General features: G+C 64.0%; 15 protein-coding genes. 9 read left to right on the top strand and 6 right to left on the bottom strand.

From position 1 onward, the window contains the following. Positions 1-39: 39 nt before the first annotated feature. Positions 40-2,019, bottom strand: coding sequence for a cation:proton antiporter (locus NRS07_RS03100; protein WP_259211085.1), 1,980 nt, complete (start codon positions 2,017-2,019; stop codon positions 40-42). A gap of 76 nt (positions 2,020-2,095) precedes the next feature. Here NRS07_RS03100 and NRS07_RS03105 point away from each other — a divergent pair, with 76 nt between their 5' ends. From NRS07_RS03105 to NRS07_RS03140, 8 genes are all read left to right on the top strand, one after another. Continuing rightward, positions 2,096-3,118 (top strand): KpsF/GutQ family sugar-phosphate isomerase, encoded by a 1,023-nt coding sequence (locus NRS07_RS03105; protein WP_307729949.1) that lies wholly within the window; start codon positions 2,096-2,098, stop codon positions 3,116-3,118. Then, the gene (locus NRS07_RS03110) at positions 3,118-3,660 is read left to right on the top strand and encodes an HAD family hydrolase (protein ID WP_259211093.1); all 543 of its coding nucleotides are present in this window, start codon (positions 3,118-3,120) and stop codon (positions 3,658-3,660) included. The genes NRS07_RS03105 and NRS07_RS03110 overlap by 1 nt, the downstream gene beginning before the upstream one ends. 18 nt (positions 3,661-3,678) lie before the next feature. Next, positions 3,679-4,281, top strand: coding sequence for an LPS export ABC transporter periplasmic protein LptC (gene lptC / locus NRS07_RS03115; RefSeq protein WP_259211095.1), 603 nt, complete (start codon positions 3,679-3,681; stop codon positions 4,279-4,281). A 29-nt stretch (positions 4,282-4,310) separates the two neighbouring features. Beyond that, positions 4,311-4,871, top strand: coding sequence for a lipopolysaccharide transport periplasmic protein LptA (gene lptA / locus NRS07_RS03120; protein ID WP_259211096.1), 561 nt, complete (start codon positions 4,311-4,313; stop codon positions 4,869-4,871). Further along, complete coding sequence (gene lptB, locus NRS07_RS03125) at positions 4,868-5,641, top strand: LPS export ABC transporter ATP-binding protein (RefSeq protein WP_259211099.1); 774 nt, start codon at positions 4,868-4,870, stop codon at positions 5,639-5,641. The genes lptA and lptB overlap by 4 nt, the downstream gene beginning before the upstream one ends. A gap of 2 nt (positions 5,642-5,643) precedes the next feature. Continuing rightward, positions 5,644-7,140: an RNA polymerase factor sigma-54 gene (locus NRS07_RS03130; RefSeq protein WP_259211101.1), complete on the top strand. Its 1,497-nt coding sequence runs from the start codon at positions 5,644-5,646 to the stop codon at positions 7,138-7,140. Positions 7,141-7,196: 56 nt separating this feature from the next. Further along, a complete protein-coding gene (gene hpf, locus NRS07_RS03135) occupies positions 7,197-7,550 on the top strand; it encodes a ribosome hibernation-promoting factor, HPF/YfiA family (protein WP_259211103.1) in 354 nt (117 codons plus the stop codon). 168 nt (positions 7,551-7,718) lie between these two features. Further along, positions 7,719-8,804 (top strand): enoyl-CoA hydratase/isomerase family protein, encoded by a 1,086-nt coding sequence (locus tag NRS07_RS03140; protein ID WP_259211105.1) that lies wholly within the window; start codon positions 7,719-7,721, stop codon positions 8,802-8,804. A gap of 25 nt (positions 8,805-8,829) precedes the next feature. Here the strand turns inward: NRS07_RS03140 and rapZ are convergent, their stop codons facing one another. From rapZ to ilvA, 5 genes are all read right to left on the bottom strand, one after another. Next, positions 8,830-9,708 (bottom strand): RNase adapter RapZ, encoded by an 879-nt coding sequence (rapZ, locus tag NRS07_RS03145; protein WP_259211106.1) that lies wholly within the window; start codon positions 9,706-9,708, stop codon positions 8,830-8,832. Between the two features lie 57 nt (positions 9,709-9,765). After that, entirely contained in the window at positions 9,766-10,701 is a 936-nt protein-coding gene (hprK, locus tag NRS07_RS03150) for an HPr(Ser) kinase/phosphatase (RefSeq protein ID WP_259211110.1), read from the bottom strand. 59 nt (positions 10,702-10,760) lie between these two features. After that, positions 10,761-11,243 carry a PTS sugar transporter subunit IIA gene (locus NRS07_RS03155; protein ID WP_259211113.1) on the bottom strand — a complete coding sequence of 161 codons (483 nt, stop codon included), beginning with the start codon at positions 11,241-11,243 and terminating at the stop codon, positions 10,761-10,763. A 359-nt stretch (positions 11,244-11,602) separates the two neighbouring features. Beyond that, a complete protein-coding gene (queF, locus tag NRS07_RS03160) occupies positions 11,603-12,439 on the bottom strand; it encodes an NADPH-dependent 7-cyano-7-deazaguanine reductase QueF (RefSeq protein ID WP_259211115.1) in 837 nt (278 codons plus the stop codon). A 96-nt stretch (positions 12,440-12,535) separates the two neighbouring features. Beyond that, positions 12,536-14,074: a threonine ammonia-lyase, biosynthetic gene (ilvA, locus tag NRS07_RS03165; protein ID WP_259211116.1), complete on the bottom strand. Its 1,539-nt coding sequence runs from the start codon at positions 14,072-14,074 to the stop codon at positions 12,536-12,538. A gap of 241 nt (positions 14,075-14,315) precedes the next feature. Between ilvA and NRS07_RS03170 the strand changes: the two genes are divergently transcribed. Then, positions 14,316-14,819 carry a YqaA family protein gene (locus NRS07_RS03170; protein WP_259211118.1) on the top strand — a complete coding sequence of 168 codons (504 nt, stop codon included), beginning with the start codon at positions 14,316-14,318 and terminating at the stop codon, positions 14,817-14,819. Positions 14,820-14,878: the final 59 nt, after the last annotated feature.

Genomic DNA, 14,878 nt, shown 5'->3' on the forward strand with positions numbered 1-14,878 from the left:
TGCGCACAAAACCGGCCCAGCCTATGGGCTACCGGATTTCTACAGCAAACGGCTTTCCGCCCGGTTTACCGCTTCTCCCGCTCCACGCAGTACCAGCACATCGCCTACCAGCAGCAGCGTCTGCGGCGTCCAGCCCAGGCTCTGGCCATTGCGACGCAGCGTCGTGACTTCGGCGCCGACTTCTTCCAGCGCCATCTCGGCGATGCGCTTGCCGACCGCGGCCGCTTCGCTGCGCAGGGTCACCGAATGCAGGCGCACATAAGTGTGTTCGGGATCGTCCGAGACGTCTCCGGCACCATGGAAGTAGCCACGCAACGAGGCATAGCGTTCGTCGCGCGCGTTCTGCACGCGGTGCACCACGCGGCGCAGCGGCACGCCCATTACCACCAGCGCATGCGAGGCGAGCATCAGGCTGCTCTCGAGCGCCTCCGGCACCACTTCGGTGGCGCCGGCCTTTTTCAGGATATCGAGATCGCTGTCGTCATGGGCACGCACGATCACCGGCAGGTTCGGCGCCAGCTCGTGCACCAGGTGCAGCACCTTCAGCGCCAGGGGAGTATTGGCGGAGGTGATCACCAGCGCACTGGCGCGGTTGATGCCGGCCGCGATCAGGGCTTCGCGGCGCGCGGCGTCGCCGTAGGACACGTTGGCGCCGGCAGCCTGCGCTTCTTGTACCCGTTCGGGGTCCAGGTCGAGCGCATACCAGGGCAGCTTTTCTTCGCTGAGCATGGTTGCCAGGCTCTGGCCGCTGCGGCCAAAGCCGAGGATGATCACATGCTTGTGGGTTTTCATGGTGCGGCTCGCGAGCTGGGTCAGCTGCAGCGATTGGGCCATCCATTCGTTGACAGCCACCTTCAGCACCAGCTTGTCCATGTTCTGGATCACGAAGGGCGCCAGCAGCATCGATAGCACCATCGAGGCCAGCACCAGCTGGATCAGGAAGGGATCGATCAGCTTCGAGCCCGAGGCCAGGTTCAGCAGCACAAAGCCGAATTCGCCGGCCTGGGCCAGCGCCAGGCCGGTGCGCATCGATACGCCGTCGCGCGAGCCAAAGGCCTTGGCCAGCAAGGCGATGATCGCGAACTTGAGCAGTACCGGGAACACCAGCAACGCCAGTACCAGCCACCAGTGCTCCAGCACCAGCCTGACATTGAGCAGCATGCCCACCGTAATAAAGAACAGCCCGAGCAGCACATCGCGGAAGGGCTTGATGTCTTCTTCCACCTGGTGCTTGTACTGGGTTTCAGAGATCAGCATGCCGGCGACAAACGCGCCCAGCGCCAGCGACAGGCCGGCCTGCTCGGTAACCCAGGCCAGGCCGAGCGTCACCAGCAGCAGGTTGAGCATGAACAGCTCTTGCGAGCGGCGCTTGGCGACGATGGTGAACCAGTTGCGCATCAGCTTCTGGCCAAAGATCAGGAGCAGGGCCAGCACGAAGGCGGCCTTGACGGCGGCCCAGCCGAGCGTTACCACCAGTTCTTCGGGCGGGCGCGCCAGCGACGGGATCATGATCAGGAGCGGCACCACGGCCAGGTCCTGGAACAGCAAGATGCCGATGATGCGGCGGCCATGTTCGCTCTCGAGCTCGAGCCGCTCGGTCAGCATCTTGACCACGATCGCGGTCGACGACATGGCCAGCGCGCCGCCCAGCGCGAACGCCGCCTGCCAGCTCACGTGCAGATCGGGCGCCCAGTAAGAGATGAACAGGGCGCAGCCCATGGCCACGGCGATGGTCACCACCACCTGCGCCAGGCCGAGCCCGAATACGATGCGCCGCATCGACTTGAGCTGGGCCAGCGAGAACTCGAGCCCGATCGAAAACATCAGGAAAACCACGCCGAATTCGGCCAGCGTACGGGTGGCCGGACTGTCCTCGGCCAGCGCCAGCGCGTGGGGGCCGATGATCACGCCGACGGCCAGGTAGCCGAGCATCGGCGGCAGGTGCAGCATCCGGAAAGCGACTACGCCGAGTACGGCGCAGCCCAGCAGGAGCAGGGTCAGTTCAAGTCCGGAATGCATCGTCCCCAGGGGTCATTGTCTTAGTTTGTTACGACTGGCAAGTTTTTTGCTTACCCAATTCGTTTATACTGCGATGATGAGTGTAACCGATGAAAAAACAATGCTGAAAAGTTTCGACACCGACCAGGCCCGCCGCATGCTGGAGCTTGGCCGCGAGACCCTTGCCATCGAAGCGGATGCGATCCGCGCGCTGCATGCACGCCTGGGCGACGACGACCATTTCGTGCGCGCGGTACAGCTGCTGTACGGCTGCACCGGCCGCGTGGTGGTGTCGGGCATGGGCAAATCGGGCCACATCGGCCGCAAGATCGCCGCCACGCTGGCCTCGACCGGCACCCCGGCCATGTTCGTGCACCCGGGCGAGGCCGCGCACGGCGACCTGGGCATGGTCACCGCGCAGGATGTGTTCATCGCCATCTCGAACTCGGGCGAATCGTCCGAGCTGCTGGAAATTTTGCCAGCTGTCAAAAGAATGGGCAGCCAGGTCATTTCCATGACCGGCAAGCCGGCTTCGCGCCTGGCCAGGCTGTCCGAGATCCACCTCGATATCTCGGTGGCCAAAGAAGCCTGCACCCTCAACCTGGCGCCGACTACCAGCACCACCGTCACGCTGGCGATGGGCGACGCGCTGGCCGTGTCGCTGCTCGACGCGCGCGGCTTTCGCGAAGAAGATTTCGCCATGTCGCACCCGGGCGGCGCCCTTGGCCGGCGCCTGCTGACCCATGTGCGCGACGTCATGCGTAGTGGCGAGGCCATTCCCGCGGTGGCCCCTGACACGCCGCTGGCCACAGCGCTGCTCGAAGTGTCCCAGAAGGGCATGGGCATGACCGCCGTGGTCGACGCCGAAGGTCGTCCGGTCGGGGTGTTCACCGATGGCGACTTGCGCCGCCTGATCGAACGCCTGCACGACTTTTCGAATATCCTGATCCGCGACGTGATGCATGCCGGGCCGCGGACCGTCCATCCGGAGCAGCTCGCGGTCGATGCCGTGGCCGTGATGGAAGAATTTCGCATCAACCAGATGCTGGTGGTCGATGCCGACGGACGCCTGGTGGGCGCGCTCCATATCCACGACCTGACCCGCGCCAAGGTGATCTAATGAACGCTCAACCGACCCCGCTCGACCATGTGCAGCGCGCCGCGCGTGTCAAGGTCATGATTTTCGATGTCGACGGCGTGCTCACCGACGGCAGCCTTACCTACGGTCCGGACGGCGAAGTCACCAAGACCTTCAATGTACTCGACGGCCTCGGCATCCAGCTGCTCGGCAAGTCCGGCGTGCAGACCGCGATCATCAGCGCGCGCCTGTCGCCGGTGGTGGTCAAGCGGGCCAGCGACCTTGGCATCGCCCACGTCTACCAGGGCATCCACGACAAGCGCATCGGCTTTGCCAAGCTGCTCGAGGCCACCGGGGTCAGCGCAGAGCAATGCGGCTATATCGGCGACGACGTAATCGACCTGCCGCTGCTGACCAAGGTGGGCTTCGCGGTGGCGGTGCCGTCGGGCCACCCGGACGTGCAGCACCGCGCGCATTACGTCACCAAGAACGCGGGCGGACGCGGCGCCGTGCGCGAGGTATGCGACCTGGTCATGCGTGCCCAGGGTACTTACGAACAGGCGCTCGCGCCATATCTTGCATAGGCGTTCGCGCAGCTAGCCATGGTCAACTACAAGCGCACCGCCCACCGCTGGAGGCTGCTGGGTAACATGATCATCGGCGTGTTCCTCGCCTTTGGCAGCTTCTGGCTGCTGCAGGTGATGGAGCGCGACGATTCCGACACCCGCCTGGGCGGGTCCATGAACGAGCCCGATTACATCGTCGAGAACTTCTCGTTCGTGCGCATGACCGAGCAGGGCCAGCCAAGCTACGTGGTGTCGGGCAAGCGCCTGGCGCATCAGCAAGAAGGAGACGTCTCCGAGGTCGAGCAGCCGGTGGTGCAGGGCTTGACGCCCGGCCGCCCGCGCACCACCGTGGTGGCCAACCGCGGCCGTATCTACCACCAGGAACACCGCGTCGACCTGCTCGGCAATGTCGATATCCAGCGCCCGGCCACGCCGGCCAGCGAAGCGCTGCATGTGCGCACGCAGGCGCTGACCGTGCTGCCGGACGAAGAAATCATGAAGACCGACAAGGCCATCGAGATGCAGCTCGGCGCCGCCACGATCAGCGGCACCGGCATGGTCGCCAACAATGCTACCCAGACGCTGCAGTTGGCCGGCCGCGGCCAGATCGTCTATCCGCCACGCGCGCGCCCCGACTGAGGCGTTGAGTCACTACAGGACAAGCAATCATGAAAAAATTATTTGCCGCCGCCTTCCTTGGCCTGGCTTCGCTCAGCGCCTTTGCCGAGAAGGCCGATTCGCTCAAGCAGGCCGTGATCAACTTCGACACCCTGGACGTCGACGAGGTCACGCAGACCCGCATCCTGACCGGCAACGTCGTGCTCACCCGCGGCACGCTGGTGCTCAAGTCCGACCGCGCGCTGGTGAAGGAGACGCCAGAAGGCTACATGAACGTCACGCTCACCGCGGCGCCGGGCAAGCTCGCCACCTTCCGCCAGAAGCGTGATGGCGGTCCCGACCTGTGGGTCGAGGGCCAGGCCCAGCGCATCGAATACGACGAGCGGGTCGAACTGGTGAAGCTGTTTTCCACCGCCGAGGTGCGCGAGCTCGAAAACGGTCGCATGACCAACGAAATCAAGGGGCCGTACATCTCCTACGACAACCGCAACGAAGTGGCGCAGGTGCGCAACGACGCCAGCGGCCAGAGCAAGGTCGGCGGCGGGCGCGGCACCCTGATCATCGCGCCGCGCCGGCCCGCCCCGGCCGCCCAGGAAGGCGCCAAGCAATGACGGCAGTTCCGGGTACGACGCGCGAAGGCTGCAGCACCCTGATCGTCAAGGGCCTGCAAAAGAGCTACGGCAAGCGTTTGGTGGTCAGCGACGTCTCGCTGCAGGTCGAATGCGGCGAAGTGGTCGGCTTGCTCGGCCCCAACGGCGCCGGCAAGACCACCTCGTTCTACATGATCGTGGGCCTGGTGCCGTCGGACGCCGGCTCGATCGATATCAACGGCACCGACATTTCAAGCCTGCCGATCCACCGCCGCGCGGTGCTTGGCCTGTCTTATCTGCCGCAGGAAGCCTCGGTGTTTCGCAAGCTGACAGTGGAAGACAATATCCGCGCCGTGCTGGAACTGCAGCGCACCAGCGAAGGCAAGGCCTTGTCCAAGGACGAGATCAACGAGCGCCTCGACACGCTGCTGGCCGAGCTACAGATCGAGAAGCTGCGCGAGAATCCGGCGCTGTCGCTGTCGGGCGGCGAGCGCCGGCGCGTCGAGATCGCGCGCGCGCTCGCCACCAACCCGCGCTTCGTGCTGCTCGATGAGCCGTTCGCCGGCGTCGATCCGATCGCAGTGATCGAGATCCAGCGCATCGTGCGCTTCCTGAAAGAGCGCAACATCGGCGTTTTGATTACCGATCACAACGTGCGCGAGACGCTCGGCATCTGCGATCGCGCCTACATCATCAACCAGGGGGCGGTGCTGGCCTCGGGCCGCCCCGACGACATCATCGCCAACGAAAACGTGCGCCGCGTTTATCTTGGTGAACACTTCCGCATGTGACGATGAAACAGTCCCTGCAACTACGCACGTCGCAGCACCTGGCGCTCACGCCGCAGCTGCAACAGTCGATCCGGCTGCTGCAGTTGTCCACGCTCGAACTGCACCAGGAACTCGAGCAGATACTGACCGATAACCCGCTGCTCGAAAGGCTCGACGATCCGCTCGACCATTCGGTGCGGCTGCTGGCCGATGGCGCCATTAACAATGCAGCTGCGAGCGCGCCGGCCAATGGCGAAGCGCCCGCGCAGCCGGGACAGGAAGCCGGCGCCGAGGCGTCCAAGGCCGAAGGCGAAGGCGCCGATGCGAGCGATGATGGCGCCGACCGCGATCGCGGCGAGCCCGATGGCGACTGGGGCGGCGAGGGCGGCGGCGCCCGCAGCGGCGACGACGAAGACGGCCGCCCGCAGCTCGAGGCCAGCGGCGTGTCGCTGCGCGAGCACCTGGCCGAGCAGGTGCGCACCACCGGCTGCAGCATGCGCGACCGCGCGCTGGCCGAACTCGTGATCGACGCGCTCGACGACAATGGCTACCTCGAAGAACCGCTGGACGACATCCACGCGCGCCTGCCGGGTGAACTCGACATCGAGATGGACGAATTGCGCTGCGCGCTGGCGCTGGTGCAGAGCCTCGACCCGGCCGGGGTTGGCGCGCGCAGCGCGGCCGAATGCCTGGCGCTGCAGATCCGCCGCATGCCGGGCGTGCCGCTGGTAACGCGGCGCCTGGCGCTGAAGATCGTCGAAGGCTACCTGAGCTGGTTCGCGCAGCGCGAATACACCAAGCTCAAAAAGGCGTTGGCCTGCGACGACGAAGACCTGCGCGAGGTGCAGGCCGTGGTTCGCCAGTGCAATCCGCATCCGGGTGCGGCCTTTGGAACCAACGCATCCGACTACGTGGTGCCGGACGTGGTGGTGCGCCGCGCCAAGGATGGCTGGTCGGTGATGCTCAATCGGGACGTGATGCCGCGCCTGCGCGTCAATACCCTGTATGCGAACCTGCTCAAGCAGGGAAAAAGCGAAAGCCAGATGGGCGCGCAGCTGCAGGAAGCCAAATGGCTGATCAAGAATATGCGCCAGCGTTTCGATACCATCTTGCGTGTGGCCGAGGCGATTGTAGAGCGTCAGCGCAACTTTTTCAGCCATGGCGCAGTTGCCATGCGCCCTCTTGTGCTGCGCGAGATTGCTGATACACTAGGCCTACACGAGAGCACTATTTCCCGTGTAACCACGCAGAAATACATGCTGACCCCCCACGGCATGTTCGAGCTGAAATACTTCTTCGGAAGCCATGTCGCCACCGAAGCGGGGGGAGAAGCCTCTTCCACGGCGATCCGCGCGCTCATTGCGCAACTGACAGGAGCTGAAGACCCTAAGAGCCCTTTATCCGATAGCAAGATCGCGGAAATGCTGGGGGAACAAGGTATGGTCGTTGCGCGCCGAACGGTTGCCAAATACCGCGAAGCCCTCAAGATCCCACCTGTCAGCCTCCGCAAATCCTTGTAACGCACTGTCCTTGCCAGCTCATTGCCAGGGCAGCGTAACATCTCAAAGGAGTGTGTATGAACCTCACAATCAGTGGCCACCATCTTGAAGTGACTCCCGCAATTCGTGAATACGTTCACAATAAGCTCGAGCGCATTACCCGCCATTTCGATCACGTGATCGACACGCACGTGTTCCTCGCCATCGACAATCTCACCGAAAAAGAAAAACGGCAAAAAGCCGAGATCAACCTGCAGGTCTCGGGAAAAATCCTGCATGTGGCCAGTGCCGCGCAAGACATGTATGCGGCGATCGACATGCTGGTGGACCGGCTGGACCGCCAGGTGCTCAAGCATAAATCGATGCTGCAGGATCATCATCACATCGCGCACAAGCGCATCCCGGACATCGGCGAAGCCGCCGCCGCCTAGGCACGGCAGGCAGCCATCCAAGCGAGGGCGTCCGAGGGGGCGCCCTTTTTGCATTCGGCCTGGCCGGCCGACTGCGCCGCCCGGTCTACTTTCCGATGACGCGATAAGGCTTTTGGTTTAGCACCGCGGTTCGGTAGAATGCATGTCTTTTCGATCACAGAGCAACTCATGACCGACACTGTCCTGACCCGCGTCGCCAACCGCACCGGCATCATCACGCTGGATCGCCCGAAAGCCCTCAATTCCCTGTCGCTCGACATGGTGCGCGCCTTGACTGCGGCGCTGCGCGATTGGCAGACCGATTCCGCCATCGATGCGGTGGTCATCACCAGCAGCAGCGAGAAAGCCTTGTGCGCAGGCGGTGATATTCGCTTCTTCTATGAGATGGGCCAGGTGGGTCCGACTGGCGGCAGCGCATTGCTGGAAGACTTCTTTACCGAAGAATATGCGCTCAACCACCTGATTCATTTCTATCCAAAGCCGTATATCGCGCTGATGGACGGCGTGGTGATGGGCGGCGGCATGGGCATTGCGCAAGGCGGCCCTGGCTGCGGCCTGCGCATCGTTACCGACCGTACCAAGATGGCGATGCCCGAAGTGAACATCGGCCTGTTCCCGGATGTGGGCGGCAGCCATTTCTTGTCGCACGCACCGGGCCAGCTGGGCAAGTACCTGGGACTGACCGGCCTGACGATCGGCGCGGCCGATGCCCTGTACGTGGGCCTGGCCGATGTCTTCGTGCCGGGAGAAAAGACCGGTGAGCTGATGGCGCTGGTGGAGTCGACCCCGGGCGCGCAGTTGCCAGACGCGATCCGCGCATTCGCCGCGCCGTTCGCCGCCATGGCTGGCGCCAGCGGCCTGCAGGCACAGCGTGCGGCGATCGATGCCCATTTCGGCGCCGCGTCGGTGGCGGCCATCATGGCAGCGCTGGCCGGCGACGAGACCGCGTTCGCGCAGAAGGCTTTGACCGCCATGCGCCAGCGCTCGCCCCTGATGATGTGCGTCACCTACGAACTGCTGCAGCGCGGCGCCTCGCTCGACGTGGCCGACTGCCTGCGCATGGAGCGTTCGCTGGTGCGCCGCAATTTCGAGCACGGCGAAGTCCTGGAAGGCGTGCGCGCGCTGGTAATCGACAAGGACAACGCGCCAAAGTGGAACCCGGCGACGCTGGACGAAGTCACGCCCGCGATGGTGGAAGGATTCTTTAAGCCGGTGTGGCCCGAGTATGCGCATCCGCTGCGCCATCTCGATTAGCCATCAGCCGGCGATTATCGGCACATCACACCACCGCGTGCTTGGGTTGCTCGCGGTGCCGCACGATCACGCGTTCGGTTCCGTTGAAATAGGCCCCGAGCCGTTCGGCCATGTACACCGAGCGGTGCTGGCCGCCGGTGCAGCCCACCGCCACGGTTAAATAGCTGCGGTTATCGGTCTTGAACGAAGGCAGCCACTTGGCCACGAAATTCTTGATATCTTCGAGCATCTCGGTGGCGCTGGGCTGGGCGTCGAGAAAGGCGATGACCGGGTCATCGCGACCGGTGAGCGGGCGCAGGGCCACGTCGTAGTACGGGTTCGGGATGGCGCGCACGTCGAACACGAAGTCGGCGTCGAGCGGCACGCCGACCTTGAACGCGAACGATTCGAAAAACAGCGTCAGCGGCGCGTGCTCGACGTCGGCCAGCTCCTTGATCCATTGGCGCAGCTTGTTGGCGGACAGTTCGGAGGTGTCGATCACGTGGCCAAGGTTCTCGATCGCCGACAGGCGCTCGCGTTCTTCGGCAATGCATTCGATCAGGGTGCGGCGCGAGGCCGGGTTCTCGCCCGGGCGCACCTGGTGCGACAGCGGGTGGCTGCGGCGGGTTTCGGAAAAGCGCGCCACCAGGGAATGCGTGCTCGAGGTCAGGAACATGACCTTGAGGTTGTGGCCTTCTTCTTTCAGGTGGCGTACGCTCACGGGCAACTCCACCAGCGATTCGGCGCTGCGGGCATCGACCGCGACCGCGATCTTGTCCGCGCCTTTCTCGCCGACAGCGTACACCAGGGCCGGCAGCAGGGCAGGCGGGAGGTTGTCGACGCAGTAATAGCCTGCGTCTTCGAGAACATTCAGGGCGACCGACTTGCCCGAGCCGGAAATGCCGGTAATAAGGACGATGTGCATAGGGAGGATGATACCGCATGCGTCATCGGCTTGTCGTCCCCGGCTATGCAGCCTGGGTCAATCTCCGGTCATGGCTTGCCTTTGCCGCTCCATGAACTCCTGCAGCGTATCGATTCCGCGCAATTGCAAAATGGTGTTGCGCACGGCGGCCTCGAGCAGCACCGCGATATTGCGGCCGGCGGCGACGGGAATCACGACCTTGCGTACCGGCAGGCCCAGCACGTCTTCGGTAGGGTGCTGGAAGGGCAGGCGCTCGAATTCTTCGTCGAGCGCGCCGCGCTTGACCAGGTGGACGATCAGCTTGAGCCGCATCTTGCGGCGCACCGCGGTCTCGCCGAAGATCGCCTTGATGTCCAGCAGGCCCAGGCCGCGCACTTCGAGCAGGTTCTGCAGCAGCGGCGGGCAGCGGCCTTCGATCATGTTCGGGGCGATGCGCGAGAATTCGACGGCATCGTCGGCCACCAGGCCATGCGAGCGCGAAATCAGTTCCAGGCCCAGCTCGCTTTTGCCGAGGCCGGAGTCGCCGGTGATCAAGACGCCTACGCCGAGTACGTCCATGAAGACGCCGTGCATGATGACGCGCTGGGCCAGCTTCTTGGACAGGTAGACGCGCAGGAAGTCGATTACCTGGGCAGCCGGCAAGGGGGTCGAGAACAGTGGAATGTTCTGGTCGTCGCAGATCGCCAGGATATCGGGCGGCGTCTCCAGCCCTTGCGCGATGATCAGCGCCGGCGGGCCGCCACCGATCAGCTCGCCGATCACATGGGTGCGCGAGCTCGACTTCAGCCGGTGATAGTAGTTCAGTTCCTGGTGCCCGAACACCTGGATGCGGCCCGGGTGGATCAGGTTGAGGTGGCCGACCTGGTCGGCGGCCGAGGCGGCGTCGCCCGCGATCTGCCGCTCGCCGCCGGGAAAGCCCGCAAACCAGCCGAGCTGCAGGCTGTCGCGGTTGTCGTCGTACAGCCGTTGGATGGTCAGCGGACTCTGCAGCATGGGCATGGGCATGGGGCGCAGCGAATTACCGCGCAGCTAGGGGTAGCGTGGGGGCCGACTTAGCCCATCGCCTGCAGACTCGGCTGCCAGTTGATGATGCGTTCGTAGACCGATTTCGGGTCGGGGTCGGTGGCCAGCGCGGTGCGCATGGCTTCGTCCGAGAACAGCTCGGCGATTTCCGACAGGATCTCGAGGTGCTGCTGGGTAACGTGGTCAGGAATCAAGAGGAAGAACAGCAGGCTGACCGGCTGGCCGTCGGGCGACTCGAAAGGAATCGGCTCTACCAGGCGCACGAAGGCGGCCAGCGGGGATTTCAGGCTCTTGGCGCCCTTGATCCGGCCGTGCGGTACGGCTACGCCATGGCCGAGACCGGTGGAACCGAGACGCTCGCGTGCGAACAGGTTGTCCGATACGGTCGAGCGCGCGATACCGCAGTTGTTCTCGAAGATCAGGCCGGCCTGCTCGAAAGCGCGCTTCTTGCTCGACACTTCCAGGTCCAGCTGCACGTTCTCGAGCGAGAGGATTTTGCTAAGGTTCGTCATAACTAGTGTGCGATGCACAGGTAGATGCTTGCGAGGCGGAATTATAGGCCTGTTTCATGGTAGCGGCATTCGATTTCGCATCCGTGCGTGCTTCCCGGGCATAACGTGGGGACGGAACGGTGTAAGCATAGGGTGGGATCATGCCTGTGCGCCGCGATGAAACGCAATTTCTCAGGTGAAATTGAAAGTAAAACGCGCCAAACCCGGGCCGTGCGCGGCTTTCGCCGATTTTTTTATCGTTGCGCAGCCACGCTGCAGTCACGCGCCGCGCACGAGGCTTTGACCCCGAACGCACCGAATGGTTGTGACGGAAAACGCACAGCTGCCGGCCGCCGCGCATATTCTGGCCTATGTCCGCTTCATTGGCGAGCCGTGCGCAGGTTGCCGGGCATGCCGGTACTGAAGTTGGCGCGCCAGGGATTGATGTCAAGTCCGCCACGGCGGGTATAGCGCGCATACACTGCCAGTTTGCTCGGTTTGCATTGGCGCAACACGTCCATGAAGATGCGTTCTACACATTGCTCGTGGAATTCGTTGTGCTCGCGGAAACCGATCAGGTAGCGCAGCAGGCCTTCCTGGTCGATCTGCGGGCCGGCGTAGCGGATCTGGACGCTGCCCCAGTCGGGCTGGCCGGTGACCAGGCAGTTCGACTTGAGCAGGTGCGACACCAGGGTTTCCTCGACCGGGCCGTTGGCATGGTTCGCCGTCAGCAACTGTGGCGCCGGCACATACTGGTCGATGTCGATATCGAGGCGATCGAGCAGGATGCCGTCGAGTTCGCCCATCTTGAGCGCACCAAAGGCGTCCGGCGTCATGATGCTGACGTGCACCGGCGCGCCGAACGCACCGGACAGGTCCTGGCGCAGCAATTCGGCCAGCGCATCGGTGCCGGCCACGCGGGTCTGGTTGAACGAGTTCAGGTACAGCTTGAACGATTTCGATTCGACGATATTGGGCGAGTCGCCCGGCGCCGTGATGGTGGCAATGGCAACCTGCGGCTTGCCGCGCATGTTCAGCCACGACAGCTCGTAGGCATTCCAGATATCGACGCCGAAAAAGGGCAGGGTGCCCGAGGTCGCCGTCAATCCGAGCTCTGCGCGCTTGTCGGCGCGCGGGATCGGGAACAGCAGTTCGGGGGTGTACTGGCTCTGGTAAGCGGAAGATTTGCCGAGGGGAGACTGGTCAGGAGTATTCATGGATAAAGGACGCTGTTGACGTCCGTTGGGTGGGCCGACTGCGCCCACGTGTTCAACGCAAGATTGCGCGCCTCGGCGCGAAAACATCGGACGGGCCTAGCCGCCCAAAAACAGCTGGTACACCGGATTGGCACTTTCGTCCCAATAGCGGTACCCGAGCGTGGCCAGGAACTGCCGGAATTCGTCCATCTCGGCAACCGGCACCTGCAGGCCGACCAGGATCCGACCTACGTCGCCACCCTGGTTCCGGTAATGGAACAGCGAGATATTCCAGTTCGGCGCCATGCTGTCGAGGAAGCGCATGAGTGCGCCCGGCCGTTCGGGGAACTCGAAACGATACAGCAATTCGTCCTGCGCCAGCGCGCTTTTTCCACCCACCAGGTGGCGGATATGCAGCTTGGCCAGCTCGTCGTGGGTCAGGTCGAGGGTGCGAAAATCGTGTTCCTCGAAGGTGCGCGCGAGCAGGCCCGACTCGCTGCGGCTGCCCACCTGGACGCCCACGAAGATATGCGCTTCGCGCGCGTCGCTGATGCGGTAGTTGAATTCGGTGACATTGCGCGGGCCGACCAAGGCGCAGAAGCGGCGAAAGCTCCCGCGCTGCTCGGGAATCGTCACCGCAAACACCGCCTCGCGCGATTCGCCCAGCTCCGCGCGTTCGGCCACAAAGCGCAGGCGGTCGAAGTTCATGTTGGCGCCGCAGGCGATCGCCACCAGGGTCTCGGCCTTGACCGGATTCTTGTCCATCTGCGAGCGTTCGATATACGCCTTGGCGCCGGCCACGGCCAGCGCGCCGGCCGGCTCCAGGATGCTGCGGGTGTCCTGGAACACGTCCTGGATCGCGGCGCAGATCGCGTCGGTATCGACGATGATGATCTCGTCCACCACCTGCTGCGCCACGCGGAAGGTCTCTTCGCCCACCAGCCGCACCGCGGTGCCGTCCGAGAACAGGCCGACATCCGTGAGGGTTACGCGCTGGCCGGCCTTCAGGCTGCGGGCCATCGCATCCGAATCGATGCTTTGCACGCCAATGATGCGGATATCCGGGCGCACCGCCTTGACATACGCGCCGACCCCGGAAATCAGGCCGCCACCGCCGATGGCGACAAAGATCGCATGGATCGGGCCCGAATGCTGGCGCAGGATCTCCATGCCGATCGTGCCCTGGCCGGCGATCACGTCGGGGTCGTCAAACGGATGCACGAAGGTCAGGCGCTGCTCCTTTTCGAGCAGCAGCGCGTGGTTGTAGGCGTCGGTGTACGAGTCGCCATGCAGCACCACTTCGACATGCGCCGCGCCGCGCGACTTGACGGCGTCGATCTTCACCTGCGGGGTGGTGGTGGGCATCACGATCAGCGCGCGGCAGTTCAGGCGCGCGGCCGACAGCGCCACGCCCTGGGCATGGTTGCCGGCCGAGGCGCAGATCACGCCGCGCTTGAGCTGTTCCAGCGTCAGGTTGGCCATCTTGTTATAAGCCCCGCGCAGCTTGAAGCTGAACACGCTTTGCATGTCCTCGCGCTTGAAGTAGATGCGGTTGCCCATGCGGCCAGAGAGGGTCGGCGCGTATTCGAGCGGGGTTTCTTGGGCGACGTCGTAGACGCGCGCGGTCAGGATTTTCTTGAGGTAGTCGGTAGTCATGGTCGGCAATCGGTGAATGCTGCCAGAGGGGATGGCTGGCGGGCCGGACGACGCACACTGTTCCGCCAGCAGGGATGACCGAGGCGCGCAGTACGCTACGCGGCCCTGGATGGCGGGCCCGGCGTATCGTGTCGTTACGTTAAGTGATCCTCATTATAATGGAGCCCATGACCTCCCTGCTCATCCCTGATTCGTTTCGCCCCCGCCCGTTCGGGCTTGTCAGCGCCACCCCGTCCCCTCGATGATCGAATCCGCCGTCCTCTGGCTGCTCAAAGTGCTGGCCGCGCCGGCCGTCGGGCTCAGCTCCGTGTTCATCATCAGCTTCATTTCCGCCACCTTGCTGCCGCTCGGCTCCGAGCCGGCGGTGTTTGCCGTGATCAAGGCCAATCCCGCCATGTTCTGGCCAGCGATCCTGGTGGCCACCTGCGGCAATACGCTGGGTGGGGCGGTCGATTATTTCGTCGGCTACCGCGCCAAGATCGCCTTTGCCAAAGACCGCCAGAGCCGCTGGTTCGGCTGGCTCAAGAAATACGGCGCCAAGACCATGCTGCTGTCCTGGCTGCCGGGCGTGGGCGACCCGCTGTGCACGCTGGCCGGCTGGCTGCACCTGCCGTTCTGGCCAAGCGTGATGTACATGGCGATCGGCAAATTCGCGCGCTATGTGACCATGACCGTGGCGCTACTGTATATCCCGGACGGGTTCTGGAAGAACCTGGGTGACCTGCTGGGACGCTGGATCGGCTAGGCGCCCCGCCGAGGCAGAGAGAATTGGCGAGGATTGGGCGCGGCGTGCTGGCTATACTG

It is taken from the genome of Massilia sp. H6 (assembly GCF_024802625.1).
In the GTDB taxonomy this organism is placed as follows: Bacteria; Pseudomonadota; Gammaproteobacteria; order Burkholderiales; family Burkholderiaceae_D; genus Telluria.

Coding starts and splice junctions, on each gene's coding strand:
- NRS07_RS03100 (WP_259211085.1), bottom strand. CDS start 2,019: ATGCATTCCGGACTTGAACTGACCCTGCTCCTGCTGGGCTGCGCCGTA.
- NRS07_RS03105 (WP_307729949.1), top strand. CDS start 2,096: ATGAGTGTAACCGATGAAAAAACAATGCTGAAAAGTTTCGACACCGAC.
- NRS07_RS03110 (WP_259211093.1), top strand. CDS start 3,118: ATGAACGCTCAACCGACCCCGCTCGACCATGTGCAGCGCGCCGCGCGT.
- lptC (WP_259211095.1), top strand. CDS start 3,679: ATGGTCAACTACAAGCGCACCGCCCACCGCTGGAGGCTGCTGGGTAAC.
- lptA (WP_259211096.1), top strand. CDS start 4,311: ATGAAAAAATTATTTGCCGCCGCCTTCCTTGGCCTGGCTTCGCTCAGC.
- lptB (WP_259211099.1), top strand. CDS start 4,868: ATGACGGCAGTTCCGGGTACGACGCGCGAAGGCTGCAGCACCCTGATC.
- NRS07_RS03130 (WP_259211101.1), top strand. CDS start 5,644: ATGAAACAGTCCCTGCAACTACGCACGTCGCAGCACCTGGCGCTCACG.
- hpf (WP_259211103.1), top strand. CDS start 7,197: ATGAACCTCACAATCAGTGGCCACCATCTTGAAGTGACTCCCGCAATT.
- NRS07_RS03140 (WP_259211105.1), top strand. CDS start 7,719: ATGACCGACACTGTCCTGACCCGCGTCGCCAACCGCACCGGCATCATC.
- rapZ (WP_259211106.1), bottom strand. CDS start 9,708: ATGCACATCGTCCTTATTACCGGCATTTCCGGCTCGGGCAAGTCGGTC.
- hprK (WP_259211110.1), bottom strand. CDS start 10,701: ATGCTGCAGAGTCCGCTGACCATCCAACGGCTGTACGACGACAACCGC.
- NRS07_RS03155 (WP_259211113.1), bottom strand. CDS start 11,243: ATGACGAACCTTAGCAAAATCCTCTCGCTCGAGAACGTGCAGCTGGAC.
- queF (WP_259211115.1), bottom strand. CDS start 12,439: ATGAATACTCCTGACCAGTCTCCCCTCGGCAAATCTTCCGCTTACCAG.
- ilvA (WP_259211116.1), bottom strand. CDS start 14,074: ATGACTACCGACTACCTCAAGAAAATCCTGACCGCGCGCGTCTACGAC.
- NRS07_RS03170 (WP_259211118.1), top strand. CDS start 14,316: ATGATCGAATCCGCCGTCCTCTGGCTGCTCAAAGTGCTGGCCGCGCCG.